This is a genomic window from Pedobacter sp., assembly GCF_965279535.1.
Lineage (GTDB): Bacteria > Bacteroidota > Bacteroidia > Sphingobacteriales > Sphingobacteriaceae > Pedobacter.
In genome coordinates this window covers 4715449-4742433 of sequence record NZ_OZ257244.1, presented here as the reverse complement: position 1 = coordinate 4742433, position 26985 = coordinate 4715449, and the positions used below count along the sequence as shown (strand labels likewise).

The 26985-nt window shown below is 40.6% G+C and carries 20 protein-coding genes; 12 read left to right on the top strand and 8 right to left on the bottom strand.

Features of this window, described 5'->3' with window-relative positions:
- Positions 1–9: 9 nt before the first annotated feature.
- From mobC to ACQY77_RS19725, 3 genes are read right to left on the bottom strand one after another with little or no spacing between them, the layout of a single operon-like run.
- On the bottom strand, positions 10–2061 hold the full coding sequence (mobC, locus tag ACQY77_RS19735) for a conjugal transfer protein MobC (protein WP_421940607.1): 2052 nt from the start codon (positions 2059–2061) through the stop codon (positions 10–12).
- A gap of 16 nt (positions 2062–2077) precedes the next feature.
- Positions 2078–3337, bottom strand: a complete 1260-nt coding sequence (locus tag ACQY77_RS19730) for a relaxase/mobilization nuclease domain-containing protein (protein WP_421940608.1) — start codon at positions 3335–3337, stop codon at positions 2078–2080.
- The gene (locus tag ACQY77_RS19725) at positions 3319–3729 is read right to left on the bottom strand and encodes a mobilization protein (RefSeq protein ID WP_421940609.1); all 411 of its coding nucleotides are present in this window, start codon (positions 3727–3729) and stop codon (positions 3319–3321) included. Before ACQY77_RS19725 ends, ACQY77_RS19730 begins: the two co-directional genes overlap by 19 nt.
- Before the next feature lie 603 nt (positions 3730–4332).
- Here ACQY77_RS19725 and ACQY77_RS19720 point away from each other — a divergent pair.
- The 11 genes from ACQY77_RS19720 (at position 4333) to ACQY77_RS19670 (ending at position 16155) form a co-directional block, all read left to right on the top strand.
- Positions 4333–4890 carry a hypothetical protein gene (locus tag ACQY77_RS19720; RefSeq protein ID WP_421940610.1) on the top strand — a complete coding sequence of 186 codons (558 nt, stop codon included), beginning with the start codon at positions 4333–4335 and terminating at the stop codon, positions 4888–4890.
- 157 nt (positions 4891–5047) lie between these two features.
- Positions 5048–5995 carry a hypothetical protein gene (locus tag ACQY77_RS19715; RefSeq protein ID WP_421940611.1) on the top strand — a complete coding sequence of 316 codons (948 nt, stop codon included), beginning with the start codon at positions 5048–5050 and terminating at the stop codon, positions 5993–5995.
- Between the two features lie 22 nt (positions 5996–6017).
- Positions 6018–6446 carry a hypothetical protein gene (locus tag ACQY77_RS19710; protein ID WP_421940612.1) on the top strand — a complete coding sequence of 143 codons (429 nt, stop codon included), beginning with the start codon at positions 6018–6020 and terminating at the stop codon, positions 6444–6446.
- 1337 nt (positions 6447–7783) lie between these two features.
- Positions 7784–8623: a helix-turn-helix domain-containing protein gene (locus tag ACQY77_RS19705; protein ID WP_421940613.1), complete on the top strand. Its 840-nt coding sequence runs from the start codon at positions 7784–7786 to the stop codon at positions 8621–8623.
- Positions 8624–8742: 119 nt separating this feature from the next.
- The gene (locus ACQY77_RS19700) at positions 8743–9441 is read left to right on the top strand and encodes an SDR family oxidoreductase (protein ID WP_421940614.1); all 699 of its coding nucleotides are present in this window, start codon (positions 8743–8745) and stop codon (positions 9439–9441) included.
- An 88-nt stretch (positions 9442–9529) separates the two neighbouring features.
- Positions 9530–10537, top strand: coding sequence for a bestrophin family protein (locus ACQY77_RS19695; RefSeq protein ID WP_421940615.1), 1008 nt, complete (start codon positions 9530–9532; stop codon positions 10535–10537).
- Positions 10538–10548: 11 nt separating this feature from the next.
- Entirely contained in the window at positions 10549–12132 is a 1584-nt protein-coding gene (locus tag ACQY77_RS19690; protein WP_421940616.1) for a Na+/H+ antiporter, read from the top strand.
- Between the two features lie 269 nt (positions 12133–12401).
- Positions 12402–13232 (top strand): hypothetical protein, encoded by an 831-nt coding sequence (locus ACQY77_RS19685; RefSeq protein WP_421940617.1) that lies wholly within the window; start codon positions 12402–12404, stop codon positions 13230–13232.
- Between the two features lie 21 nt (positions 13233–13253).
- Positions 13254–14096: a hypothetical protein gene (locus ACQY77_RS19680; protein WP_421940618.1), complete on the top strand. Its 843-nt coding sequence runs from the start codon at positions 13254–13256 to the stop codon at positions 14094–14096.
- A 61-nt stretch (positions 14097–14157) separates the two neighbouring features.
- Positions 14158–15558 (top strand): phosphatase PAP2 family protein, encoded by a 1401-nt coding sequence (locus ACQY77_RS19675; protein ID WP_421940619.1) that lies wholly within the window; start codon positions 14158–14160, stop codon positions 15556–15558.
- A 30-nt stretch (positions 15559–15588) separates the two neighbouring features.
- Entirely contained in the window at positions 15589–16155 is a 567-nt protein-coding gene (locus tag ACQY77_RS19670; RefSeq protein ID WP_421940620.1) for a hypothetical protein, read from the top strand.
- A 28-nt stretch (positions 16156–16183) separates the two neighbouring features.
- On the opposite strand, the gene ACQY77_RS19665 is transcribed toward ACQY77_RS19670, so the two are convergent.
- The 5 genes from ACQY77_RS19665 to ACQY77_RS19645 all read right to left on the bottom strand — a co-directional run bounded on the left by ACQY77_RS19665 (position 16184) and on the right by ACQY77_RS19645 (position 25680).
- The gene (locus ACQY77_RS19665; RefSeq protein WP_421940621.1) at positions 16184–17254 is read right to left on the bottom strand and encodes a transporter substrate-binding domain-containing protein; all 1071 of its coding nucleotides are present in this window, start codon (positions 17252–17254) and stop codon (positions 16184–16186) included.
- A complete protein-coding gene (locus tag ACQY77_RS19660) occupies positions 17251–20940 on the bottom strand; it encodes a hypothetical protein (protein WP_421940622.1) in 3690 nt (1229 codons plus the stop codon). Before ACQY77_RS19660 ends, ACQY77_RS19665 begins: the two co-directional genes overlap by 4 nt.
- A gap of 132 nt (positions 20941–21072) precedes the next feature.
- Positions 21073–22155 carry an AI-2E family transporter gene (locus ACQY77_RS19655; RefSeq protein WP_421940623.1) on the bottom strand — a complete coding sequence of 361 codons (1083 nt, stop codon included), beginning with the start codon at positions 22153–22155 and terminating at the stop codon, positions 21073–21075.
- A gap of 883 nt (positions 22156–23038) precedes the next feature.
- Positions 23039–25192: a molybdopterin cofactor-binding domain-containing protein gene (locus tag ACQY77_RS19650; protein ID WP_421940624.1), complete on the bottom strand. Its 2154-nt coding sequence runs from the start codon at positions 25190–25192 to the stop codon at positions 23039–23041.
- Positions 25189–25680, bottom strand: a complete 492-nt coding sequence (locus ACQY77_RS19645) for a (2Fe-2S)-binding protein (protein WP_428430052.1) — start codon at positions 25678–25680, stop codon at positions 25189–25191. Before ACQY77_RS19645 ends, ACQY77_RS19650 begins: the two co-directional genes overlap by 4 nt.
- Positions 25681–26352: 672 nt before the next feature.
- Here ACQY77_RS19645 and ACQY77_RS19640 point away from each other — a divergent pair.
- Positions 26353–26943, top strand: a complete 591-nt coding sequence (locus ACQY77_RS19640; RefSeq protein WP_421940625.1) for a hypothetical protein — start codon at positions 26353–26355, stop codon at positions 26941–26943.
- Positions 26944–26985 lie beyond the last annotated feature (42 nt).

Sequence of the window (26985 nt, the reverse complement as noted above, 5' to 3'; positions counted from 1 at the left end):
ATCTAATCGCTAAAGTGAAACGGCGCCTGGTGATGACCGAACCGTTTTATTCCGTCCTACACCTCCAGGCTTATCAGGTTTTATGTTTTTTTTCTTTTTTTTAGTTTCGGTTTTATGTACAGCAGTATTCTGCGTTTCTGCTGCGAGTAGCTCTGCTATCTGGGACTTAATGGCCTCATAATTTCCCCAGATTTCTTGCTGACTTACCTGTTTAACCACAGGAATTGGTCTGAAATTTCGCTCCTCCCTTGCCATAAACTCATGATCGTTCTGAATCTCGCAATGAAACATCTTCAACGATATTTTTTCCTGTGGATTATCGGCTACCACCCCGACAAATTCCCCTGAAGAAAGGGTTGATATCTTAGAGGCAGGAATGGCATAATCCAGCTGGCTGCTCTGAGAAATAGAGATATCGCTACTGTTGATACTTTTCGATTGCCTGTCCTGCATAATTTTGCCAAATGTTTCGCTTAAGGACTTTGCTGTACTGCCTGTCACCTGACCGGAAATAATATTGCCCACAATGCCGGTAATCACTTCAGCCTGTTCAGCCCCATAATCCTTTTTGAGCTGGCTAAAATCCTGAACAGCCAGCGCTGTAGCTACCTTATTGCTTCTCGCGGTAGCAATTAAACTGTCGATGTTGTTAAAAAATATCGTCGGAAACTCATCAAATATCAGTGCACTTTTTAGTTTTCCTTTTTGGTTAACCAATTTGATCATCCTGGAAATATACAGGGAAAGCACCGCACCATAAACCTGCAATTTCTGCGGGTTATTACCTACGCAAACAATTTTAGGCTCCAAAGGATTATTGACATCCAGGGTAAAATCATTCCCACTTAGCACATAATATAATTGCGGAGAAGCGAGCCTGGCGAGTCCTATTTTGGCCGAGGCAATCTGTCCTTCCAGCTGCGCCATGGCTTCATTACGGTAAGCGCTTAAGAAAGGGTTGATGAGCACCTTAATCTCTTCTTCCTGCTGAAGGACCTCAAAGAGCTGATCATAGTCGGCCTGCATCAGCTCAATCACATGCGGCAATGTGCAATACTTTCCATCCTTATACTTCTTCAGGTACCAGATGATCGCGGTCAGGAAATTAATTGGACTTTCCACAAAAAAATCACCCTGTTTTTTTATCCAGTCCCTGTTCAATCCAAGCATGATGGTTCGGCTGGCTTCAGTAGCATCGGTAATATCCGTCATCGCGGCAGGATCTAGCGGGTTACAACGGTGAGTACGATTGAGGTCATCAAAATTGATTACATAAAACTTAGGTTTAATTTCATACCTGTTAATGTATTTCAAAAGGCAATTGTAGGCAATCACCGAAAGATCGTCATACTTGAAATCATAGATGAACATGCTGAAGCCCTTCCCCATTAACTGATCAATCAGATGACGGATGACAAAATAGGATTTTCCCGCCCCGGGTGTCCCCGCTACCAAAAGTCCCCTAAAAAGATTGATCAGATTGATCCAGCTGTTGCGCCTCTCCCCTTTATAACTATACACAGCAGGAAGATTTACCGAAAACTCATTTTCCAATAGCCGTTCTTCCTGGGGAAAAGTTTCGTTCTCGGAATTAAAAATATCTTTAGATAAGTGCTCTTTTATGACCCGGGAAATCCGTGTTCCCGCTGCCAAAATAAATAGAAAACCAGTACCAGTAACGACCATGTAACTGACCGCTATCGCAATAACAGATTCCCCTAAGAACAAAAGAAATAAAGCCCCAAAATACAGGCAAAGCCCAATCCCCAGATAGATCCAGACCTGTTTCATATTGATGCGTTCCTCCTTCCTTCCATTTACCCCCAGTAAAGAAATGCACAAAAAAATAAGGGAAATTACTTTAGCCCACCACCAGCCCTCAAATAGGGACAACTTTGCTAAGTGGCCAATGATTTTTGTTGTTATCGTTGACTGCAGGCCAAGGGCGTAAAAAAGCTGAAAAAACCTGATATAAAAGTGCAAGAGCAATATAGCGGCACTAATCAATCTGCTGAGATCGAGTATTTTTCTAAGTCCCTGGGTATCTTCACCTGTATTCATAAGCTTATCTGTCTAATTAAGGAATGTTTCTTTGCAGCCCTTTTTTCTTTTTCTTTTTTCTCCTGCGAACGGGCAAAGCAATAGGAGGCTCGTAAGCTGGCTTTTCCATTAAAAAGTGTAACAGATGAGGGCTTGTTGAACTTCGATCGTGATGATGATCGGAAACAAATCCTAAATTTCTGCTGACTGTTTCTGGAAGCATCGACACTTTTGCAGGAACAATATTACCATCTGCTAATCTTTCTAAAACAGCTTTGGCACTGTACTGCTTACCTAGGTCACTTCCATTAAAAACGGTGCGGGTATCGTGGTCTACATAGGTAACGCCATAAATCCTACCCTCATTATTTTCTCTGAAATGGAGCGATACCCCTTCTTTACGCAACCCTTCCATCAACCTCATTCTATTCAGATTCCCTCCCGTTTGTAAAACCCTATTAATAATTTGCTTTAATGGGTCGGCATTTAGTTTGCGCCGCTCAGTGTTAAGGGCAAACTTAGCTTCCACCTTAGCTAAAGTCGGTTTACCCGCAAAAGCGCTGGCTTTAAAGGGAATTCCGATCCGGTTTCCCCCAGCGTCCAAAATAGAATAAACCAATCCCCTTTTTTCGAACATAACCGAACCTTCCACGCCACGGTCCGCAACGATATTAAAATCCCGGAGCACAGCGTTATATTCTGCCAGAGAGGAAAACTTATAATCTCTCAATACTGCAGTAACCACATTATAAATCGAACGCTTTGTGGGCTTGGTTCCATAATCAGCAGCACTGATATTTACCGGAAGGATAACTTGCTCACGTCCCCTCCCCTCGGCTTTGATTAACCCAAATTCTATCTCTATTTCTTTTCTGGCTGTTTCAGATAAAGTTTTCCCGATATTATGCAGGTCCATTCTGGTCGCATCAGACCTTACGTTCGTTGATACAATGTGAATATGCGGGTGACTTACATCCCGATGCTGATAGACCAAAAAAGGCTGATCCGAAAAGCCAATCCGTTCCATATAGGCAGTGGCAATGGATTGAAATACTGCTACGTCAACATTATCTGATCTATCGAAATTGAGCATGATGTGTACAGCATTGGTTTTAATCCGGCTGTTTAATTTAGTCAGGTGTTCAAACCTTGCAACTTTGTGCCTGAGTTCTAATTGCTCAATATCAAGTCCAAACCGATTGGCTAAAATTAGCGTGGCCATACCCTCAGCGACCTTTGATTCATTGTAATTAATCAATCCCCTGATACTACTTCCAGTTAATATCCGCGCAACCATCTCAAAGACAATTGGGTTACCAATTCCAGTAACCGGTCAACCTTTTCTCCTACATTTTTATACAGGTCACTGGTACGCATAAAGTAAAATGACCGCTGGGCCTCGTTTTCTGAAGTATGAAAATGCCGGGTCTGCTGGTTGATATTAACCCCTATTGCTTTCAATTCCTTTCTAATGGAAGTCAACTCTTCCATAGGGAGGTTCATACCCACCTCCCGGGTCAGCATCAGGATTTTTTCTTTAGACAGAATGTTTCTGGCAACCTCGCCTATTGACTGGCAGTTACTCTGCAACTGTATTTTCTCCAGCCGTCTAAAAGTATTTTCATTGACCCTTACGATTATAGGACGAGTCAGTAGCTGGTCTGGTTGCTTGGTTTTCTTTCTGGACATAATCTTGCATTTAAACTGTCTTCAGCATTTTCGAGTTCCGAGGAAAATGCCCGACCTCAAGGGCGCAAGATTCTTTTGTGTATACAAAAATACATCTTGCAAAACACGCGAGTGGTTAAAGTATTCCTGCAGGTAACTCTAAATTGTGGGCTTAACTTCAGCTTTCCTCTGCCCGATATGGTTCCTCAATAAAGGATCTAGGTCGAGGAATCGAAGTAATGATCCGGCGAAGATTTATTCTGATTTGCCGATAATAAGTGAAAGATCCTGGTTTAATTCTTCTTACATTTTTCTCTGAAGTGTTCATAACTGATGCTTTAAAAACAAATCTCGCCAGTATGATTGAATTATATTCACCGCTATCGAACGTAATCCTGTTGTTTTGAGAAGAGTCGTTATTATTTCCTTTGGGGAATTAAATTTAGGCACGACATATAAATAAGCATATATTACATATTGTTAATGTAGTGATATCTTCTTACCCCTTAATAGACTTCACCTTTGTAATAAATATTATACAAATAATTTTTCCTATTCGACAAACTCCTCTAAATAAAATTTACAACGTATAGATATATTTGGCATCACTTAATTAAAAATTTAATGAAATTAAAACATCTAATCTTAACGTTCTTCATCATGGCTGGTATTGCCAGTTGTAAAAAACAAAATGTGGAGCAGAGTTCTCCCGACACCGAAAAGAATCAAAAACAGGTTTCAGATCCTAAAAATCCTTATTCCGTCACTAACATGCGCAGGGCTCTTGCCCGGATTTTAATTGGCGATGTAAAATTGATGAACAATAATGCCCAAAAATATGCCAGGGGAAAAATAATGTTCGGAGGAGCAGGACAGGGATTAACCATCAAAAAAACAATGACTACTGAAGATGGTTATTATATTGCTGAAAATGGAATTAATGCATCACACTACTACATTAAATTTATGCCCCGTGATGCTACTGATATGGATAGGCTAAAAGCAGATCAAAGTTTAATAATCTATCCCTTTCCTCTTGATGCAGAGGTGACACCTTACGAGGGAAATTACCGGGACCCAAGTGTTCCTGCAGGGATTCCAACCTATCAGTATGCCTCCGTTCCGGTGGGATATCTTCCCGGATGTTCCGTACCAGAAACTGGAAGACTTATTTATTCCTGATGAAAGCGAAGATAACATCGTTACTGTAAATGGAGGCGGTGGATCTTCTTTTTCTGTTTCCGGTCAACTCTTGGCTGCTGAATCAATGTGTGGAGAATGGCCGAATGAACCTACTTAACCAGGTGGAGGCGGTGGTGGTCAAGAGGAGGAAGTACCAGTGGTTCCCGACGATTGTGGTGGCGGTGGCAGTAATTGGCCTCCTAATGACCCTAATGTTAATGGTGATGAATGGCGGCCACACGGCAGGATCACTGTATATGACGAAGAACATGGACAAATCGTAGGTGTAGAAGGCATGAAGATAAGAGCCAGACGTTGGTTTACGACCTACCAGGGTTTTACCAACGCTAATGGAGATTATGTGGTTAACGGTTGGTTTACCCGCCCTGCCAATTATTGGCTTAATTTTGAAAGGTATGAATTTGCGGTTATAGAAAACGAAAACTTGTGGACGACAAGGGAAATCGGAGGACCAAAAGTAGAAGCGGCATGGAATGTGCAATTTGATGGGTATGACAAATTTTGCAGCACCATCTTCCGTGCGGCTTTTCATTATTATTATAAAGATATACAGGGATTAACCAGGCCACCGGAAAATGGTTTTTTGAACGTTCAGATGAAATTGCGTGCCATCTTCAGTCCAGACCCTGAGTTTCCTACCAGCGGCGGGAATGCGTCTCCTGCCCGAAGGCTCTTTGGTTGGGGGCAGTTTATACACATTTACCAGCCTAATGGAGTAAACGTAGCTGGTATTTACGCAACAACGATTCACGAACTCGCTCATGCGGTTCATTGGAAACTTGATCAAAGCCATTATAATAATAATGATCTTCCTACAAACCAAATGGCAGAATCGTGGTCCAGGGGCGCTCAGTGGATCTTAACCCGGATGGAATATCCTAATTATCGAGGTGGTGAAGTAGTATTGCCTAAATACACAAATGTTGTTACCGATCTTATTGACGATTTCGGTAGATTTGATAACAATGGATTTGCGGATAACAGCGATAATGTCAGCGGTTATAATATCATACAAATACAGAATGCTTTAATTGGGGCATCAAATGGGACAGAATGGAAAAACAATTTAAAAAATAACTATTAAAACAACACAGAACAACACCTTGATGCGCTCTTTACTGCTTGGGGTTTTTAGCTTATTATTATTTAGTTTTAGTTGTAAGAAGAGAACTGAATACGTACAATATGGGGAGTTTAATTTTGAAAATAAAACTAGTCACCTGGTGGTTTTAAATTATCCAAGCTTTAGTTTTAGTATTCAACCGGGTGAAAGCTTCCTGGTGAAGCAGACACAAGATGGACCAAAGAATCCCACACCAGATTCCTACAGCGAGCCTATTTCAAAACTGATAAACAGGAACACCGCAGAAGTAGTGGTGAAAATTGGTGGAAAATGTTTTATCTCAACCAATCAAAGCGGACACAGTATAGTTAACATCAAAAGTTACAAACCGGAAAAACTTAATGATGTGACATATAAATTCACCTTTACGTTTACGGAAGCAGATTATAATGTTGCAGGGGATTGCAAGTAATAAGGTATTCAAAAATTTCAACAATTCTTCTTCAAGGAATAACCTGAACCTGCTAGAAATAGCAGGTTTTTTGTTTCCATTGAAAGGGGTCTATAAGGAAGTTGATGGCGAAGTAATTTCATTTGCAGTATTAAACTAATGTCTTTCAGATGGAGATAGATAAAACTAATCTTTCAGCTTGGATAAATGAAAAAAGACTAATGAGCAAAAATTGTTAACGCAATATTCATCAACTATAAATAATGCAAAGTTAAATCGGAATAACGAATGGGTCGAGGGCATAAGTAAGTTTGGTTAGCTTTTTATTTTCATGGGTGGGATATATTTTGTGTTTCACATCTTGTTACTATCCATCAAGCATACCTTTTACCCGAGAATTTTAAGAATAAACATTATATAGAATGTAATGTAAAGGCCAATAACCAGTTTGTTAAATCATTTGACATCGAGTATTTCAACGACAAGTACATATTTATAAGTTTAGTTGACAAGTCAGGTAAAGAGTCGTTTGAGGTATTCCGATTCGAAGATTTCCTAAATGACGATGCTTGTTCTAGTGATAAGCAACACAGTCTTCAATTCTACCAAGTACATTAGCGCTCATTGCCTGCATCAATTGAAAATCCTGCAGGCAAGTGTATTGATCAAGTTGCACCTTACTTCTCCATTTAACCGGAGTGCCGAGCATCATCTTCAGCCTAGGGGCAATTGAACCAAATATCCAACGATGAAAGATTATATTAAAGACAGCGTCTCGGTCGATTGGCAACCAATCATGCCTTTGACTGGTCCGGTTTCAGCTTAATGTGATTACAATTAGCGTCCAAACCTGATTATCAGTAAAAAGCTTTAGAAAGAATTGACTAACGAAGCTGGTTAGCTCATAAATTGAAAACTTGCTAATTGAATATGGACGTTACAGAAACACCAACTTGGACGTTTAACAAATATCAATAATGTTTATTTATTTGAACTTTGCAACAACTAAATAGAATAGAGTCTCAGGAATGTAAACGAAAATTAATGCAGAAAATACTTTTGTCTATAACAGTTAACAATTAGTACCTTGTTTATGAATTCATTTTTATCAAGTTATTGAAATGTCCTGTAAATGAAAAAGTATCCGCATAGTGGGATCTGTGTTCAGAATGTTGAACCAATTCCACAGTGGTAGATAGTTTTATAGATTGGTTTTTTGTTCTTCATGATAAATGAAGGCGTATTCTAATCAAATTTTTAACTTTATCATTTCAGCTGTTAATTGATTTTGCAGATCTCTGGAAAAGATTGAAGAAAAGTTTCGCAATTTTTCCAATCTAAATTTTTTATAGCTCAATATGGAAGGTAAGAAGGAAACAATATTTGATAGACTGGTAGTCTCATGTCAATTTAAAAAACACAGAGGATATGAAGAATTCTTTAGTGAACATTTGCTGGGCTTCCAGTTATCTGGCGAAACACATGCTGTTTTTCCTGGAGGTACAGCTGTTATTCCTGAAAACACTATTATATTGATTAGAAAAAACCACCTGATCCGAACGACGAAGTATCCCTCAAGCGCCGGCGAATATAAATTCATCTCCATTAACCTCGATCAGGAAGTCTTACAACAGTATGCATTTGAAAACAAAATTAAGATTGGTGGCAGGTATAAGGGGAGCCAAAGACTATTTTTTGAACCAGACGAATTTCTGAAAAGTTATTTCATTTCTCTTGAGCCGTACATCAATAAAAAAAAGGAAGCTACGCCCAGACTGGCTGATCTGAAAATCCGGGAAGCAATTGAATTGCTTTTGCAGGCCAATTCTGATTTTAAGCAAATATTATTTGATTTCTCCTCACCACATAAAATGGATCTGGAGGATTTTATGAAAAAAAACTATATGTTTAACGTGTCTTTAGAAGCATTCGCACAACTCACCGGACGAAGTCTTTCTGTATTTAAGCGAGACTTTTCCAGGATATTTTCAATGTCCCCAAAAAAATGGCTTCAGGAAAGACGGATGCAGGAAGCACATTATTTAATCAAACATTTAGCACAAAAGCCTACTGATTTCTATTTAGATCTGGGTTTTGAAAACCTTTCACACTTTTATTCTTCGTTTAAAAAAAAATACGGGATTACCACCACTGATCTGAGAAAAGAACACGATTCAATGGTCGAGAACAAGCAATAGAAGCTGTGCATCAATGCTACAAAAGAAATGAAGCAGCAACAATCGGTTAAGTTCCATACAGGTAAGAAAATAAAGTAAGTAGTTCAAGAAACAACGAACCTAAAGCAAAAAAATAAGAAATGAGAATCGATCAAGCAAAGATCCTGATAACGGGTGGTGCCACTGGAATGGGCTATGAAATGGCTAAAATATTCAAACAACAGGGTGCAGAAGTGTTAATTTGTGGCCGAACTGAAAAGACAGTAGTAGAGGCAGCAAAAGAACTGGATATTTTAGGATTCACAGCTGATGTTTCCAATGAGAAGGATGTTGAAAACCTCTTTAGGTTTATCGAGCAAAAATGGGATGGTTTGGATGTATTAATCAATAATGCAGGAATTGGTAGTTTTAGTGAGCTGATTTCAACAACCACCGAAGATTTCACGCGTGTCTGGGACATCAACGTTAAAGGGGCGTTTATGATGGGAAGACAAGCTGCCAAAATATTTATCCGTCAGGACAAAGGCAACATAATCAATATAGGTTCTACTGCAAGCCAGTATGGATTTGCGAACGGGTCTGCCTATGTTGCCAGTAAATTTGCATTAAAGGGTATGACCGAGTGCTGGAGAGCGGAACTTCGAAAGCATAACGTAAGAGTGATGCAGATAAACCCCAGCGAAGTAGTAACTGATTTTGGTGCCAAATCAGGATATGGGTCAGAGAAGAACGAAAAAAAACTAAAAGCAGCTGAAATTGCGCACGTCGCCATATCAATGTTGACAATGAATGATATAGGATTTATTACAGATGCCACTGTATGGGCAACAAATCCGTAATCAAATTAACGCTCATCATCTGGTGAAATCTCTACTACCAGTATAATTCAAAAGCAGTGTATTCAATTGACAATATTCATTTAACAGCATGTTTACAGGAAGAAGATATACACCCTTAGTTTTTTTTAAATGGACGTTGCGGAACACATTATGGATGTTTTTCATTGCAACAGTCCCCACAGTGCTTTATGCCCTGGGCTGGCATTTCCTTTCGCTGCCCTGGCAGCCATTGGCGCTTTTGGGCACCGCTCTAGCCTTTAGTGTCGGTTTTAAGAATAATGCCAGTTACGGCAGGTTATGGGAAGCACGGCAGATTTACGGCGCGATCATAAATGACAGCCGCAGTTTTGCATTCACCTTAAGAGATACTCTGGGGGGCAAGGAAGACAATACAGTTAAGACAATGTTTTACAGACACTTTGCCTGGCTTACTGCATTACGTTTTCAACTTCGGGAATATCGTCCATGGGAAAATACTAAAAACAGGAGTAATCAAAATTTTTCTCAGGGGAATTTTAGTATACCAGAGTGGGAAAGTAATGTGGAGGAGGAGCTCAGGAAATATTTAAATGACGCAGAACTTAACTACATTTTATCCAAGAAAAACAAAGCCACGCAATTAATTGCACTTCAGTCAGAAAATTTGGGAAAACTTAAAAGAAACGGAGATTTAAGCCATATTGAATGGTCCGATCTCCAAAACTGTATCACTCGCCTGATTGATAACCAGGGGAAGGCAGAGCGAATTAAAAACTTTCCCTATCCCCGAAATTTCGAAACGGTAATGACGTTTTTGATGTATATTTTTATTTTACTTCTGCCATTCGGCTTGCTTAAGGAATATGAGTCTTTGGGAAAAGGTACGTTTTTGGAGAACTATACCATCTGGTTTAATATTCCTTTTTCTGCCCTCATAGCCTGGGCTTTTCACATTTTGGACACTATCGGGGAAAGTTCGGTAAACCCTTTCGAAGGGAATGCCAACGATGTGCCCATTACCCAAATCAGCCGCATGCTGGAAATCGACTTGAAGGATATGCTGGATGATAAAAACCTACCAGAACCTTTGGCAGCTCAAAATAATATTTTAATGTAACAGATACTTTTATGACAGAGAGTTTTGTATTTTATTTGGGGCTCGTACTGGTCATTATTTTTGCCATCATGCTTGCAAAAATAATGAAAATTGCCTACCCCATTCTTTTAGTTATTGCCGGACTTTTAATCAGTATCATACCAGGAATTCCCTCTGTTAAGATTGAGCCGGAATTAATTTTTATTATTTTTCTTCCGCCACTTTTGTATGAAGGTGCTTTTCAGGTTTCCTGGAAGGAGATCTGGAAATTGAGAAGAATCATCACAAGCTTTGCATTCATAATTGTCTTTTTAACAGCAATCTCTGTAGCCTTTGTAGCTAATGCTTACATTCCGGGATTTTCGTTAGCCCTCGGATTTGTTTTGGGAGGGATTGTATCTCCTCCAGATGCTGTAAGTACGGGGGCGATCCTCAAATACGTAAAAATACCCAAGAACTATTCCACTGTTCTGGAAGGTGAAAGTCTTTTCAATGATGCCTCCTCTCTGATTATTTTCCGATTTGCATTAGTAGCGGTAGCCACCGGGCAGTTTATATGGCAGGATGCGGCGCTGAGTTTTAGCTGGATGGTTATCGGTGGGATTGGTATCGGTTTAACCCTGGCCTTTATCTTTCTAAAGGTGCATAAATCCTTTCCTACTGATGTCAACATGGACATCATTTTAAGTTTAGCGGCGCCCTATATCATGTATATCGCAGCTGAGGAAGTTCATTCATCAGGTGTATTGTCAGTAGTCAGCGGTGGTTTGTTTCTTTCTATCAGGAGGCATGAATGGCTAAAAACACCCGAATCACGTTTAAAAGGCTTTAACGTTTGGGAAAGCTTTACTTTCCTGATTAACGGTATAGTATTTCTGATTATCGGTCTTGACTTACCGGAGATTACCGAAGGATTGAAAAATGAAGGGATAGGAATTTCAGAGGCAATTGGATACGGATTACTAATTACAATCATTTTGATATTTGTCCGGTTTATTGCGTCCTACGGAGCGGTAATCACCACCTTAATCATGCGTAACTTTATCAAAGTTGCCGACCCAAACCCAGAACGTAAATCTCCTTTACTCTTCGGGTGGACAGGAATGCGCGGTGTGGTTTCATTGGCAGCGGCATTATCGATCCCTGTCACCATTCAAAACGGTCAACCATTTCCACATCGTGACCTTATACTGTTCATCACATTCGTTGTGATTCTACTCACTTTGATAGTTCAGGGACTAACACTTCCCTCATTAATTAAATGGCTAAACATTCCTGTGGAAACGCCTTACCATTTATCGGAAAAGGAAGCCAGTATAGTATTACAAAAAGGGATGAAAGATGTTGCCTTATCCTATCTCAATGAGAACTTTAAAAACAAAGAGGATAAAAATCTGTACATCAAAAACATGATCAACCGGTGGGAGAAAGAGGAAGGTGAAGATTCCATATTTACACTCTCTGATGAAGGCAAGAAAATATATTTTGCAACTATGGAAAAACAGCGTGAATGGCTAAGGGAAGAAAACAGGAATAACCCCTTGATCGATGAAGAGCTTACCAGACATTACCTACTTAAATTAGATTTAGAAGAAGAGCGTTTAAGAATCGAATAGCCTGATGGCAAGGCGACGGGAAAAGAGAACTTGCGGTATAATCATCTTCGTGCTTGGCCGGAGAATAGTTAGCTTTAACGTTGAGTGACTAAATCAAAATAAATACTTAATTAAAAAATTATCGGGTTTATCCCGATTTCTGTTAAAGCTGTAGTAGAACATTTATATTTAACCTAATTCTACAGCGATTAACAATTTGACACAAAATATTGAATGACATAATCTGGTTTCCGGTTCAGAATAAAAAAACAAATTCAGACTTAGTAATCATGAAACAAACACTTAATATCCTTCTTTTAATCGGACTTCTTTTTTCTTGCAAAAGCAAAAACAAAGAAACTTCATCACCATCGAGCAATAGCGGCACACCCGGGAGTACAGGGACATCTGTGGAAGAGTTCAAACGGCTGTTACACGGGGTTTGGATAAAAAGCGATTATATCCAAAGGGTGATCAAATCAAAATCGCCTTATGCGGCCATAGATTTGGCTGAAGGTTTAACTACCATCCATATCGACACCAGTAAGATCAGGGGTGATAGCCTCATTGTGCCTGCCGGGATCAATAATCATGAAGCAGACAAATTTGTTCTCAGGTTCAACCAGGGGAAGTTGCCGGGAAGTTTACAATTCGCAGGCGGATATCTGACTTACTCGATAACGCGTAAGGATACCGTATTGTTATTTTCGAAATACAATAAAGAATCTAAAAAACGTGAAGTCACCCAATATATCAAAGGTGTAAACTCGGTAGATCCTTCTGGTAGTGACATGGATTATTTAATAAATAAAAACCTCGTTTCAGGAAACTACACAATGACCAGTCCTGAAGGAGCGATTAACCACGTGAAATTCTCGAATGACGGAGAGGTAGCCGGGCTCCCAGGCATTAAAACCTATTATATATTGAACGATTTTATTGGCGATCCCATGGACGATTTTGATCAGGTAATCTTTAATCTATACGAAAAGAACCAGCAATCGTACGCTTTTGTGATCACCAACAACACCATTAAATTGTACGACACTAAACCCAATACTGATTCAAGCAAAGTATTATTGTATAAACTAAGATATACCTTAAAAAAAGAAAACTTTTAGTTATTATCAAACATCCCTACTATGAAAATAATTTATCTTCTCGTCCTTTGTACAATGATTTCAATTGATATATTTTCTCAGGGAAATCAGAACACCAAACCAGATATCATACAAAAAACCAACAGTGAAGAGCTAAAGGGAAGAGTAATCCGTGTTACTGATAGCGACATCTCTTTTGTATACGCTGGTGAAACCGCCGAATACGTGATCAAAAAGTCAGATGTTTCGAAAATTATCCATTCCAGTGGAAGAGTGGAGGATTTTTCCCAACAGCCTTCTACCGGGCAGGTGCGCCAGAAAGATCCTATCTCGATGATTGCCAGTCCTGATGAACACCATAACCGGATAGCCATCCTTCCCTTTTCCTTCCTGCTAGATAATCAGCAAGGCGCAGCGGAAATTGGGATCAAGGCACAACAAGATGCCTACAACCTGCTTTCACAGCACTCCTCTGGCTATACGATCCTTGATCCACGGATCACTAACGCGGCATTGCTACAGGCCGGGGTAACCCGCGAAAAACTGATCGGTTTCACGATGAAAAATCTTGGTGATATTTTGGGAGCTGAGTACATCATCGATGGTACAGTAAGCCAGACCAAAGCATATACGACAAGTTCAACCTTTGGTAGCAGTAGTGCAACGGTTAAAACTGATGGGAACAAGGCCAAGGTAACTGACTTTGGCTCATCTAGCACCGAGAGCGAACAACAATATGATGTCAGCGTGACGCTACATATCTATATGGACAACAATGTAAGCCTTTACAGTAACAGTCATAAAGCCTTCTGGACAAATACCGATGGCTCCTACACAGCTCCGTTGGAATTTGTCCTGAAACGTTCCCCACTATATACTAAATGATGGAGTATCATTTGAAAAAAATGCTAATAATCTAAATCTGTAAACTAATCTCAATAACATTATGCTTTCGAAATCCCTAAACACATCCAGCTGCGTGAAGAATGTTTGCCTCACCTCACTAATCCTGCTATTCATCTCTCAAAGTACAATCGCCCAAAGAATTGGAGTAATTGACTCCCCCATTGTTAAACAGAATTTCTGGAACTCGAAACCGGTAAGAATTTCTGCTGTTCCCGTATTATTGATCGCCGGGAGTGCAGCAACGTGGGGTATACGAAAAGATGTACGCAGTTTCCGTAACCGCTACCTACCGACCTTTCGATATCATTATGACGACTATTTACAATATGCCCCCGTAGTTGCGGTACTCGGTTTAAACGCTGCCGGTGTAAAGGGAAAAAACAAAATGGGCAGGGCTTTGGTTTCCTATGCTTTTTCCGCAGTGATCATGGGCTCTGTTGTAAATACAGTGAAGTACACCGCAAAAGTTGAACGCCCCGATGGAAGTTCTAATAATTCCTATCCTTCTGGCCATACAGCAAATTCTTTCATGAATGCTACATTTCTTCATAAAGAATACGGACAATACCGCTCGCCCTTGTATAGCGTAGGTGCCTATACTGCTGCCACTGCTACCGCAGTCGGACGGGAACTGAACAACCGCCACTGGATTTCTGATGTTCTTGCGGGTGCGGGGATCGGGATTCTTTCGACTGAACTCGGGTATGTTGTTGCAGATAAAATTTTCAAAGAAAAAGGACAGCACATCAAACTGACAAATAACCATGTCCCTGTCCAGCTTAAGCCAAGCTTCATTGAGCTCAAACTAGGGTATACACAAGCATTGAGCAAAGATCTAACAGAAAGGTCTGAGGATCTTTTTGCCAAAGGGGGATTTAATTTTGGGATTGAAGGCGCGTGGTTCTTTCATAAGAACTTCGGAGTTGGTGGCGAATTCGCATTTTCCAGTTTCCCGATAAATGATGATAATTTAAAATTCAGCGATGTGGATATTCCCACAATAAGCGATGGGCATTACACACAGCCGATGGGGATCCGGTATATACATGCTGGTCCTTACTTTAGTCTTCCTCTTTCCAGAAATTGGTTTGTAACAGGAAAACTCGGAGCGGGAACAGCTGCGGGGGCAAAGGGAGAGATTATGCTAAATCTAAAAGAAGATTATAGGGAAATTTTCGGATCCAATGAATTGCCATATTACAGATACCAGCCTAAAAGTACATTCAGCTGGTCCGCGGGCGTGGGTATCCAAAAGCAGATAAAAAGGAATATTGGTGTTAAGGCCTATTTAAATTATTTCAATTCGAAAAATGATTTCAAGCTTGACATTATAGATGATATTAATCCCAATGGCGGGTATACTTTTAAGGATTATGGATCCGAGAAAGTCCGGTTCGACAATCTTACCGTGGGGTTGGGTTTGACCGCTTATCTATGGTAATTTCATATAGACAAGATAAAATACTCAACCATGGAAACTTTTTCGCATATAAAGACTGTTTTGGGCATCATTCTGGGCCACAGTATAACGCACGCACTTAAGGGTGCAGTGAAACTCATCGAACATCCTGGCCGAGCAAAAGCATATGCAGTGCACCTCATGTGGGCCTTTTATATGTTTCTGAGTACAGTTTACTTTTGGTGGTTTGAAATACATCTGACGGAAATAAAACATTGGGATTTTGTAAAATACATCTTTCTGGTCGTTTACGTGATTACTTACTTTACGCTTGCAGCAGTGCTTTTTCCTGACGACCTACGTGACTACAAAGATTACAGGGCATATTTTTTCTCCCGAAAAAAATGGTTTTTCGGGATTTTGGCGATCTTGTTTCTATTTGATTCAGTCGACACCTACATCAAAGGACCGAATTACCATTTAGATATGCTAAGGATATATCCTGTAAGGGAATTTATACATCTTGTTGCTTGCATAATTGCGGCAAGGTCAAACAATAAATGGATACAACTTTTCATTGTTTCCGGATTTATTATTTTTCAGTTGGTTTGGATATTACACTACTACATGAACGGGTAATGAGTTTGGTGGGTAAATGGATCGGGATTTACTCACCAAAATATTTTTTGCGAAGTGCACTGATTAGCCCCTGTTCATGAGCACCCAACAGTTCTATAGTTAACAGCTTTTCGAGTCCGCTCTTTTTGGACACACCAAACCCATATTTATCAGGTTTAAAAAGAGGCCCAACCACTGTGAGGAGGTCATTTGAATGGGTATGTTGATGATATTCCAACACAGGGGCGTCTCCGACAATAGCGTGAATTTCTTTGGAAGCCAGGGCTTTTGCAGCCTGGTCTATATTATTATACGATTTTGTTTGGAGACCTGTTTCATAAGCGTATCTTTCTGAAGCACTTCCGGTGAGAATGCCCACGTTTTTCCCGGGCAGATCGTTGACACTATTGATCTGATTTGCGAGCGACTGGGTAGTCATAACACTTGTGACCGAAGAGGTGACATAGGCAACAACCGCGACTCCGCATATAAGCCATATTGCGGAGAAGATTCTACCCACCCATCCAAAGAGATTCTTTCTTTCGGCTTTACCAGAAATGGCTATGGACATTACGTGATAAAAGCTTTCCGCCAGCCCCTCCCTCCACCGCTTAGAAAATTCCTTATCATATTTCCTGTCAAATACAGTGAGGACAACTGTACCCAAAAGGATTAAAAACGCAAGCCAGCAAAAAGTAGTTAGATGGCCTGCATTACCTAAACCGGAAATAATTTCTTTAAAGCTACTGGAGCGATCTTTGGTTGTCATTACACGAAGGCCTGCATCATACCATGGCTGCGTAAAATCAATATTTCTTGCCCTTTCCTGAGTAATAGTAAAATTTGTGACCGCAACATCAAACCTCCCCTCCTCAATCCCGTGCACCAGCTCCTTAAAAGTAGGAACCTGCTGATACTCAAACGACAACTCCAGCCGTTTTGAGAGCGATTCCCATAGTTCAATTGACATCCCGGTAAACCGGCCATCTTTCTTCATAACAAACGGGGGGCTGACATAAACCCCAACCTTTATCTGTGTTTTCGCATCTGGCGTTGATGCTCGTAAATGTGATGTGTAAATACAAATGATCAGCAGTAGCAAATACAGTTTCTTTATCATTTCATAATGCTATTATGATCCGGGAGTTTATACTCTTCAGACTTTAACTCATATTGTTTACGGTACTTTTTACTTTTTTTCAAACCGAATGTTGATAGCAGGCCGCTCAGTTGAGCTTTTATCCAATAATTAAATATAAATTTTTGCTGGTTACGTTCCACGTAGATCACAGACGGTCTGCGGTTGCTGCCAGGCAAGATCAGATTCACTACTAAAGTTTTTACGGCGGGCACAAATTGCCATTTATGGCTATTATTACCGAAAAACTTAATTTTTAAGCCTTCGAAATTAAAATTCATCCTGCCAAGCGCGGCATACTTGTTACCTGACCAGTAGCTATATAGGGTGTCTGCCTGACCAGATTTAATGCCTACCGAAGCCATAGGCATAGACATGCGAGAAAACGCTCTTAAATCCATTTGCGAAAAGTTTACTTTAGCGGTAAAGCCCGACAGAGAATCGGCATAGGATTCTTTATAGGAAAAATGCCTGATCTGACTACTGAATAAACGGGCGCTGAGAACAAGCGCAAGACTATCACCATCCTTACGATTGCTCACATTGAAAATCCTCCCGTGGATATCGGTAAAAGGAATTTCACTCCATTGATTTGATTTAGCCGCCAATTCTTTGTAAATAACGGCGCTACGATGAAGTGCTATCTCATCTATTTGGAATGGCTTTTTTACCATACTGAGGAGTCGGGTGGGCATAGGTTTAATATGACCAGGTTTGGATGGCAGGTGTTTATCCCTTGAAAAATCAAGATTAATATTGTACAAGTTGATCTTATCAACGGAAAACAATGAATCAGTTGCCACGCTGTTGGGTTTAACGCCTGCAAGAGAGACTGAATCGCCCTTTATGCTAATATAATCTTCCTGATACCTGGATGTTTTAAAAAACAACTCCTGGCTCAATGCTGGCTGTAAACCAAATCGCCCAATATCCAGCTTGTTTTTTACGGGATTCCAGGTATAATCGCTGGCATTTGCCTGTATTTTCTTATTGCTGTATGTAATATGGTCACCCTCAAATCTGGTCTTAAATAGAATGCTCTTAAAATCGACTTTTTCATTAATGGTATATCGGAAATCTCTGTCTTTAAAAGCTCCTGAAAGTCCCCCGGAAGTAAGTTGTGCGCTATCCTTAGATAAATGGAAAAGGAGGTCATACCAGCGAAAATCGACTGCTGTACTCAGGGTGATCTTCTGATTGTTTTTCTCCACAAGTCCACTCCGTAACCTCAACCATGAATACGGAACAAGAACTTGTGTATTTTGATGAGCAAATTTTCCATCAATCACATTGAGATCCATTTGGTCATAGCCCAGTAAATACCCAGCCTTTTTCTGGTTATGGACATTTTTTGCAATTAGGTTAAGTGTGCTGGTAAATTTCAGGGTATCATTTTGTTCTTCTCTGGTATAATTCAATATCGCATTGGTGATGTTAACATAACCGATTTGGAAAGACTTGTTTATTTCAGGCAAGTGCGCAGGCTGGCGGACAATTCCTGAATTTGCATGCACATCAATATTTGCACCATTTGCAGAAATTGAGTTTAAAACAAGCTGATTAATATTAGTGGACCGCAGCGATGCTTTAAAAAATAAAGATGGAAGAAGAATCCGTGTGTAACTCTTTTCAGAATCAGCAACAAATGATGCCCCCCTGATCCCCCCCTTGTCATTATTAAAGGAAATATCATGGATCGCTAAGATTGAGTTCGGGCTTTTCAGGGTAAAATTTGTAAGTTTTGTATGAATGTTCGACCATATAAAATAATGTTCAATGGATTTTATATGATCAGCATAGAAGTCATTCACGGCAAAACTAAGTTGCGTTTTACCTGATCGACTGTTAAAAAGCATTTCGTCTATACCTAATTTTCCTAAGCGGACTACGGGTAAACTTTTTCTACGATCAGGCCGCTTTGAGGCGTTATCAGTTGAAAGATTAGCGATTATTTTTTTGACATGTAGCGAATCAATCTGTATTGCTCTGGTTTTACTATAGACGTCCCAGTCAAAAACTTCCCAGTACAGGTGTTCTGCGGTAAACTTAGCTTTATGTAGGTTGAGGTCTACTCTGCGTGCCCAGTTTTCACGGACTCCGCCATTAAATTTATAATCATATAAAGAAAGTAACAAACCTTTGCTTTTTAAATTTACTTTACCAATGCGAAGGTCAGGAATGGCGTGTTTGATATCGACCAGAGAGTCACTCATAAATGCTTTGTTCAGCAGGATTTCAGCATTTAGATCCCGGATATCCAGTTGAAGTGGCACCTTTCTAAATGAACTGTAATGAATATTGCCCTGCCTGATCAACAATCGCTCAACATTGATCATTTGCTTAAACTGGTGCAGCGTCTCATAAAAAACGGGCTTTTTGTTTTCCTTCAGAGCAGAAACCGTTTTTAATCCTTTTTCAGGGTTTCTATTTTTATCGCTCAGGGTAATAATGGGACCTGATAATACGGCCTGGTCCGCATGGATTTTTTTATTCAAAAGTGCTTCCAAATCTATATTTTTCAATGTCATTGCAGGTGCAGAAAAAACAAGCGATTTGTGGGTTTTTAACAAAGATGTCGGGCTATACTGAATATCATGAAATACTACTTTGTTTTGTGAAAGAGAAAACCTAGCTATAGTCAGTTTATGCAAGCTATCTTTGGACAGAAATGTCAGATCCTTGAGATTCATGTTGATACTATCCAAAGTAATCTTTGCAGATTTATCTGAAAGAACCGAAAAATTATAGACATCCAGATTAGCGCTTTTCCCGATTGAATTTTCCTTTTTTTCATTCTGTCCGTTCTGCATTAGAGACGCATTGACTACATGGATCAGCTTAATGTTAATCAGTTTAAATAGCGCATCCTTGTTTCTAACCGTTTGCTGTGAATTGGGAACGGTTTTCTGATTATTCTTATATAAGGTGAGTCTGGGATTTACACATGTTACCGTATCGAGCAGTAGCTGATTTTTCTGGTAGGTTGCGGGAAGATGCTTTGAATTAAATGTAAATCTGTCCGTTGCAAATTTCATTCTTCCTGTATGATTTTCATTTTGCTGATACACTGTTAAGGAATCTACATTAAAGTACTGATTATTACTATTGAATTTTAAGGACTTAAAGTTGACTGTTAACTTATGGTGCGGCAACTCCAGATGTTGTTTTCCAACAGACAGGGAAATTTGATCAGAACCAAAAAGATGCCGATCGTCATTATTTACCTTCACAAAATTCCTGATCACTAGATTAATGTCATTTATGCGGATTGGTTGTTGAGCATTTTGTTTATAGCTGAAAGATGCCCCCTTGACAGACAGATTCCGAAGGTTGAAATACTTTTGGGTTTTTTCAAGAAAAGTAAGTATGTCTGAAGGGCGAAAGGCACCTTTCGATTTGCTAACCTGATGACCAGAAGCCTGAACCCTGATTAATGGACCAATGATTTCCAAACTATCAACGACCACTTTTTTCTTAAAAATCAAATCCCCCCATGAAGCCAATGAAAATTTCAGTTTGGCAATTTTAACATCATAATAAGCGCTTGTTTTTGTTGTATCTATGCTGAACAATCTCGATTTTTCCAGAACAAGGCTTTTGGACCATAAAGAAAGTCTAGCCTTACCAGCATCAAACTGGTACTTGCTATTGGTTTCTTTTGTGACCATGTATTTAACGCTTTCTTTAAACCTGAAAATAACCACAAAGTATAACAACCCCAGGGCCATTAGTATAATTGTAAAAAAAGCCAGGAGGAAAAGTTTGAAACTTTTTTTTAATGTTGTAAAGCTCATTCCAAATTAGTTGCGTAGTAATTGATGATCATTTCTTTTCAACCAGGAATTAAAAATGGTATATCCTACAGCCATGATAATTGCACCCTTGAACATGCCCGTAAATCCCCATGCTGCTAGCCCACCAATTACGCCGATGAAAAGCACTAAAAAAGGAAGCTTTCCTCCGCTCCTGGCAATTAATATTGGTCTGACCAGGGCTTCGGCTAAAAAGAGGCATAGGCCGTACACCGCTACAAAAATAGTTGTTCCTGTTTGCCCATGTGTACTTATCCAGATGATCAATGGCACCCATACAAACAGGGGTCCCATTTGAAGCAAAACCAATATAAAAACCAGTGCAGTTAGCAGAAATTTAAAATGAATACCGGCAATACCAAATCCGATCCAGGATAGAGCAGCAGCAAAAAAAGCAGTTCCTATCACGCCTATTGATACGCCTTTAATTGCATGAGCGGTTGCATCCAGTAAAAGAACGCCATCTCTTTTGCCAAGCAGCCGCTGTAAACCTGAACTGAATGGCTTTAACATATCCTTGCCGCCAGCCAAAAAAATAGCGGAAAGGATAATGCCGGAAATAAGCTGTATCCCGGTTCCCAAAATCCCCATTCCACCTGTAAGTAAATGATGTAATAAATTCTTAATCTGATGTTCATACCCAAAGACCGTTTCCTTTGGATTTTGCTGCAAATGGTGCCAGAAATCAGCTATGCCGTCGCCGGCATAGGGCAGCCGAGTTACCTGTTCAGGCAAGGGTGGAATACCGTGGATTTTGACTTCTTCAACAAAAAAGAACACCTCTTTTACATGCTTTCCCAGTGCGGTAATCATGAAAATAAAAGGCAGGGCAACTATTCCTATCAACACAAGTGAATAAATAAACCCAGCAATTTTTCGCCGGTTGAGGAATAACCTCACTAATTTCTCAAAGGCAGTAGAGAAAGAAGCATAGAAGATAAGTGCAAAAGTAAAAATACAAAAAAACACTTTCAATACTTCGAACAGAGCATAGAGCAATGCCAATAAGGCGAGCATACTTATTACTGTTTCGGCGACACTTCGAGATGGAGTTGAATGGTATTGAATCATATTCTGCTGGTTAAACGCTAATTAATTATATAATAATTGTAGAATTATGCCTTATCCTCAGGCAACTTAAAAAAGCCCCACATCGTCTTTTTATTGAAAATTAAATGTAATAAATAAATGTCGGCTTCGAAAGTATAAAATTCTATAAACCTCTCTAAATCAGACGTTTTACGTAGTCTGTGCCTGATATCAAATGTTGCGCTACTGCCAGCTTATATTTTTTTGGCCAGAAGCTCGAGCACTTGGCGAAGGTAAGTATGCCCCAGTCTCAATCCAGGTTTTGAAATTTGCGACAAACTCTTTGTGGGTTCCCGGGGGCAATTGCCTTCCCTCACCAGGATCCCATCCGCCGACTACCAGTCTGTCAAAACTCACGTGCTCGATCAGCTGCTCCTTACTCTTATGACTATTTTTAGCCGGATCAAGAAGTTGTTTCGCCAACTCCCTTGGTGACTTACCCTCAAATACCATCTTCATGTCAGCAGGTGGCAGGTGCCAGTTGGGATTCCCAGGAGGTGTATGTAGTCCAGTGGAATTGGCCGGTTGATGGCAATTGCTGCATTTCATAGCATAAAGTCCCTTTCCGTCCACACCCCGCTTAGGCAACATGGCGTGGAGATGGCTATCTTCCCCCTGAAGAGGAATGTCCCCGGCTGGATGACAATTAATGCACCGAGGGTGTTTTAGTACCGCATAAACCTGCATAAACGCTTTTACTGAGGTCACGCTATCCTTTTTTGGAGACACAGGCACTCGAGAAGGGCGTACTTCATTATTAAAGGAAACAGCAAATATGCCGGTCGTTATCAGGACCAGGATAATAAGTGCCCCGGACTTTTTCGAAGTCATTTTCTTAAGTAGGTTACTAATCATCTGCGCCTCCTTATTTTTTTTGTGTAAGATTATAGTTCATAAGCGGCAGATTACGGATCCGCTTCCCGGTTGCAGCGAAGATTGCATTGGCAATAGCCGGCGCGGTTGGTGGCACGGAACATTCTCCGACTCCGCCCATTTTACCATCACTTTCAACGATGTAAACGTTTATTTCTGGAGACTCATGCATACGGGCAATCTTGTAGTCGTAAAAATTATTTTGCTGCAGTTTTCCATCCTCCACGGTAATTTCACCGTAAAGGGCCATGGTCAGACCAAAGATAATCCCGCTTTCGGTCTGTGCTTTAACGCCCTCCGGGTTAACCGCTAATCCGCAATCGATGGCACAGTCTATCTTATGCACTTTCACCTGTCCATTCAAAATACTGATCTCTGCGATAGAAGCCACATAACTTCCAAACGCCTCAGCTACTGCTACCCCTTTAAACCGACCCGCAGGTAACACTTTTTTCCAGTTGCCTTTTTCAGCAACCAGATCCAGCGCCGCCAGGTGCCGCGGGTGTTCTTTAAAGAAAGCACGCCTGTACTCGACCGGATCCCGTCCGGCATTGTGCGCGAGCTCATCCATCATCGTTTCCATCACGTACGCAGTGTGGGTATGTCCTACAGAACGGAACCAAAGAACGGGTATCACTTCCTCGGTATTATGCAATCCAACAAAATGATCCGGTACGCTGGTCAGATACGGGGAACCTTTTACGCCTTCGACTGAGGTTTCGTCAATCGGGCTTTTAAGCTCTCCCAATACGTTGGCGGCACCCTTCATTATGGATTGCCCTGCAAGGTTATGTTTCCATGCGATGGGCATCCCGTTCCGGTCAATGCCTGTGGTTACATTATGGACAAAGAAAGGCCGGTAGTATCCGCCTCTTATATCATCCTCCCGGCTCCAAACCATTTTTACAGGTTTACCACAAGCTTTTGCAATATGCACTGCTTCAGAAACAAAGTCTGTTCCCGGTGTTGCCCTTCTGCCAAATCCTCCGCCTAAGAACGGAACGTTAATCTTCACTTTTTCAGGCGACAAGCCCAATATTTTAGCAGCTGATGCTTGTTCAAAAGCTGGCAATTGCGTTCCTGTCCAGATCTCGCAACTATCTTTATCTATTTTTACTGTGCAGTTCAAAGGCTCCATGGGCGCATGGGCCAGATAGGGAAACACGTATTCCGCTTTGATTATTTTTACTGATTTTGACAACGCAGCGGCTGCGTCACCTTTTTTCTGTGCGGTAAACCCATCAGTGGCTGCAAGCTTTTTATAGGCGTTGGTTTGTTTAACTGTCGATAGTCTGGAACCCGTACCGTTTTCCCAAATAACCTTTAAAGCTTTTTTACCTTCTTGGGCTGCATAATAATGATCAGCGATTACGGCAATACCGGTTGGTATTTGAACCACCTGCCTTACGCCGCTTACCGCTTTGGCTCCACTGGCATCGAAGGACTTAACCTTGCCGCCGAAAACGGGCGCATGTGCAACAACGGAGGTTAGCAGACCGGAAAATTGAATATCCATCCCAAAGATTGCCTGGCCATTGGTTTTGACACCTGCATCCAGACGCTTCATACTTTTGCCTATGTATTTCCAATCTGTTTTACCGCGCAATTTCACGTTTTCAGGAACGGGGAAAAGCGCTGCATCTGCAGCCAGTTCACCATAAGTAAATCTATTTTCACCCGCGGTGACAGTACCATTTTCGGTTTTGCATTCCTGAATAGCAACACCCGAGCGCTTCGCTGCCGCCTGAGTTAATAAAATTCTGGCAGTTGCACCTGCATTCCGGTAACGGTCAAATTCAGACCAGGTAGTTGAGGAGCCACCGGTAATCTGTATGCCATAAAGCGTATGATTGAATGCCTTGTCTGCACCACCATGCCTTACCGTGATCTGATCAAGAGCAACATCCAGTTCTTCTGCAAGTAACATGGGAAGTGTGGTCCAGATACCCTGGCCCATTTCAACGTGGGCCAAAAGTACTGTGATGGAATTATCGGTTCCAATATTTAAGAAAGCATTCGGAGCAAATGGAACGCTTGCCGCAGCCTCACTCAAAGCAGCCATTTTATTGGCCGTTGGTATCTTAAAAGAGATTAGCAATCCGCCGGTCAATAAAGCACCCGACTGAATAAAATTACGCCTGTTCATGATTTTGTGCCCTCCCGTTGCATTTCTGCCGCCCGATGTATGGCGGCTCTTATCCTGGGATAGGTGCCACATCTGCAGATGTTACCCGCCATAGCATCATCAATGTCCTGATCACTTGGCGTAGGATTTTCTCTCAGCAATACAACGGCCGACATGATCTGACCAGATTGGCAATATCCGCACTGCGGCACATCAAACTCAATCCATGCCTTTTGAAGAGGATGATCATTTCCAGCAGAAAGTCCCTCAATCGTAGTAATGCGCTTTCCGGCGGCCCTTTCAATTTTGGTGACACATGAACGTACCGCCTCGCCATCGAGATGAACAGTGCAGGCGCCACATTGAGCTACACCGCATCCAAACTTGGTGCCTGTCAGACCAAGCAGATCTCTTAACGCCCAAAGTAGGGGCATCTCCTTAGATGCTTCAATTTCAAATGATTTTTCATTTACATTTAATGTAATCATAGCAGTAGTATTTAAAGGCACGGTAATCCTTTTATCGAATACCTTATTTCATATTTTCGGTCCAATGTGTATCAATTGTATACATCCAGCAGTCAACATGTACAAATCTTTCAACTCTACAAGAGCTGCATCATTAGACCGATACAAAGTACAATTAAATTACTACGAGCTGTATTTGCAAAACGTCCAGTTTAATATTGCTCATAAGTCCGGCAGTCAATACTATGTCATAAAAAGCAGCGGGAAATTAAATTCCATTTTGCATTTTTTCCATCTGACTGATCTAGCGCATGGTGAGGAATCTGTACCCATAAAAGGTATTTATTTTTGTTTTGCTTTGCAGGTCACATAGCTCGCACAAACTAAGAAATTACGCCTGCCTTTACTGTTCTTATGCTTCTCAAATCTGCGCTAAATGTGCAAATAACAAACAAATCCTCCTATTTTGAGAAGCGTAAATGTTTCTTAGGCTTCTATCCAAAGGAAAGAGATGACGTTACATTTCAAAAAGCGGAACGAATAAAAAAGATGTTCTTTCGGCAAAAACCCGGAGCTCTTTCGTTACCGATAAAAGCCTATAGTGGACAAATCTAACACCTGAGCAAAGAATTCTCGGCACTTTTGATTGTAAGATTATTTATATCTTCATTCCTAATTTATTCGATCTATTAACCCCAATCTAGAAAAATTATTATGAAAAAAACGACACAATTACTTTGTATTATTGCTTTATCCTTAATTTTTACTTCGATAAATAGCTTTGCGCAAAAAGGAAATCATATTTATTTAGGCTACGGCGTTGCCTCAGCAGACGCCATTGGCAATGAGCTGGCAGACATCATCGTTACAAGTGCTACAAACGGACAAGTCACTACCACCAACTCGAATTACAGCGGAGCTGTTTTCGCAGGATACAGAGGGTATATCACTGAAAAACTCGAACTCGGCGGAACATTTATTTTTGAGCGGGCAAGTAAAGATGTTTTATCAGGCGGAACTCAAATAGGAAGCGTGGCAACGAATTCTTACACCGTCCTTGCGGAGCTAAAGTATAATTATATCAATGATGAAAGCTTCAGATTACACTCCGGCATTGGGGCGGGCCTTGCCCATAGCCGTATTTCTACTACAGCGGATGCCAGAACCGAAAAAGATAAAATGAATAATTTTGCATATCAGGTGGATGCCATCGGTGTCAGTTTTGGAAATAAAATTAGTATATCCGCGAATGCAGGGTTTGGCTATAAAGGTATTATCAATGCCGTGTTAGCCTACGGATTTTAATTACCAGTAAAAAATATGTGCCAAACAATAGGTCATATTGTT

Bases quoted from the DNA above. Each gene is read 5' to 3' on its own strand.
- ACQY77_RS19700 (WP_421940614.1), top strand. From the start codon at position 8,743: ATGAGAATCGATCAAGCAAAGATCCTGATAACGGGTGGTGCCACTGGA.
- ACQY77_RS19650 (WP_421940624.1), bottom strand. From the start codon at position 25,192: ATGAACAGGCGTAATTTTATTCAGTCGGGTGCTTTATTGACCGGCGGA.
- ACQY77_RS19680 (WP_421940618.1), top strand. From the start codon at position 13,254: ATGAAAATAATTTATCTTCTCGTCCTTTGTACAATGATTTCAATTGAT.
- ACQY77_RS19690 (WP_421940616.1), top strand. From the start codon at position 10,549: ATGACAGAGAGTTTTGTATTTTATTTGGGGCTCGTACTGGTCATTATT.
- ACQY77_RS19705 (WP_421940613.1), top strand. From the start codon at position 7,784: ATGGAAGGTAAGAAGGAAACAATATTTGATAGACTGGTAGTCTCATGT.
- ACQY77_RS19720 (WP_421940610.1), top strand. From the start codon at position 4,333: ATGAAATTAAAACATCTAATCTTAACGTTCTTCATCATGGCTGGTATT.
- mobC (WP_421940607.1), bottom strand. From the start codon at position 2,061: ATGAATACAGGTGAAGATACCCAGGGACTTAGAAAAATACTCGATCTC.
- ACQY77_RS19670 (WP_421940620.1), top strand. From the start codon at position 15,589: ATGGAAACTTTTTCGCATATAAAGACTGTTTTGGGCATCATTCTGGGC.
- ACQY77_RS19640 (WP_421940625.1), top strand. From the start codon at position 26,353: ATGAAAAAAACGACACAATTACTTTGTATTATTGCTTTATCCTTAATT.
- ACQY77_RS19665 (WP_421940621.1), bottom strand. From the start codon at position 17,254: ATGATAAAGAAACTGTATTTGCTACTGCTGATCATTTGTATTTACACA.
- ACQY77_RS19730 (WP_421940608.1), bottom strand. From the start codon at position 3,337: ATGGTTGCGCGGATATTAACTGGAAGTAGTATCAGGGGATTGATTAAT.
- ACQY77_RS19710 (WP_421940612.1), top strand. From the start codon at position 6,018: ATGCGCTCTTTACTGCTTGGGGTTTTTAGCTTATTATTATTTAGTTTT.
- ACQY77_RS19675 (WP_421940619.1), top strand. From the start codon at position 14,158: ATGCTTTCGAAATCCCTAAACACATCCAGCTGCGTGAAGAATGTTTGC.
- ACQY77_RS19725 (WP_421940609.1), bottom strand. From the start codon at position 3,729: ATGTCCAGAAAGAAAACCAAGCAACCAGACCAGCTACTGACTCGTCCT.
- ACQY77_RS19660 (WP_421940622.1), bottom strand. From the start codon at position 20,940: ATGGTCACAAAAGAAACCAATAGCAAGTACCAGTTTGATGCTGGTAAG.
- ACQY77_RS19695 (WP_421940615.1), top strand. From the start codon at position 9,530: ATGTTTACAGGAAGAAGATATACACCCTTAGTTTTTTTTAAATGGACG.
- ACQY77_RS19655 (WP_421940623.1), bottom strand. From the start codon at position 22,155: ATGATTCAATACCATTCAACTCCATCTCGAAGTGTCGCCGAAACAGTA.
- ACQY77_RS19685 (WP_421940617.1), top strand. From the start codon at position 12,402: ATGAAACAAACACTTAATATCCTTCTTTTAATCGGACTTCTTTTTTCT.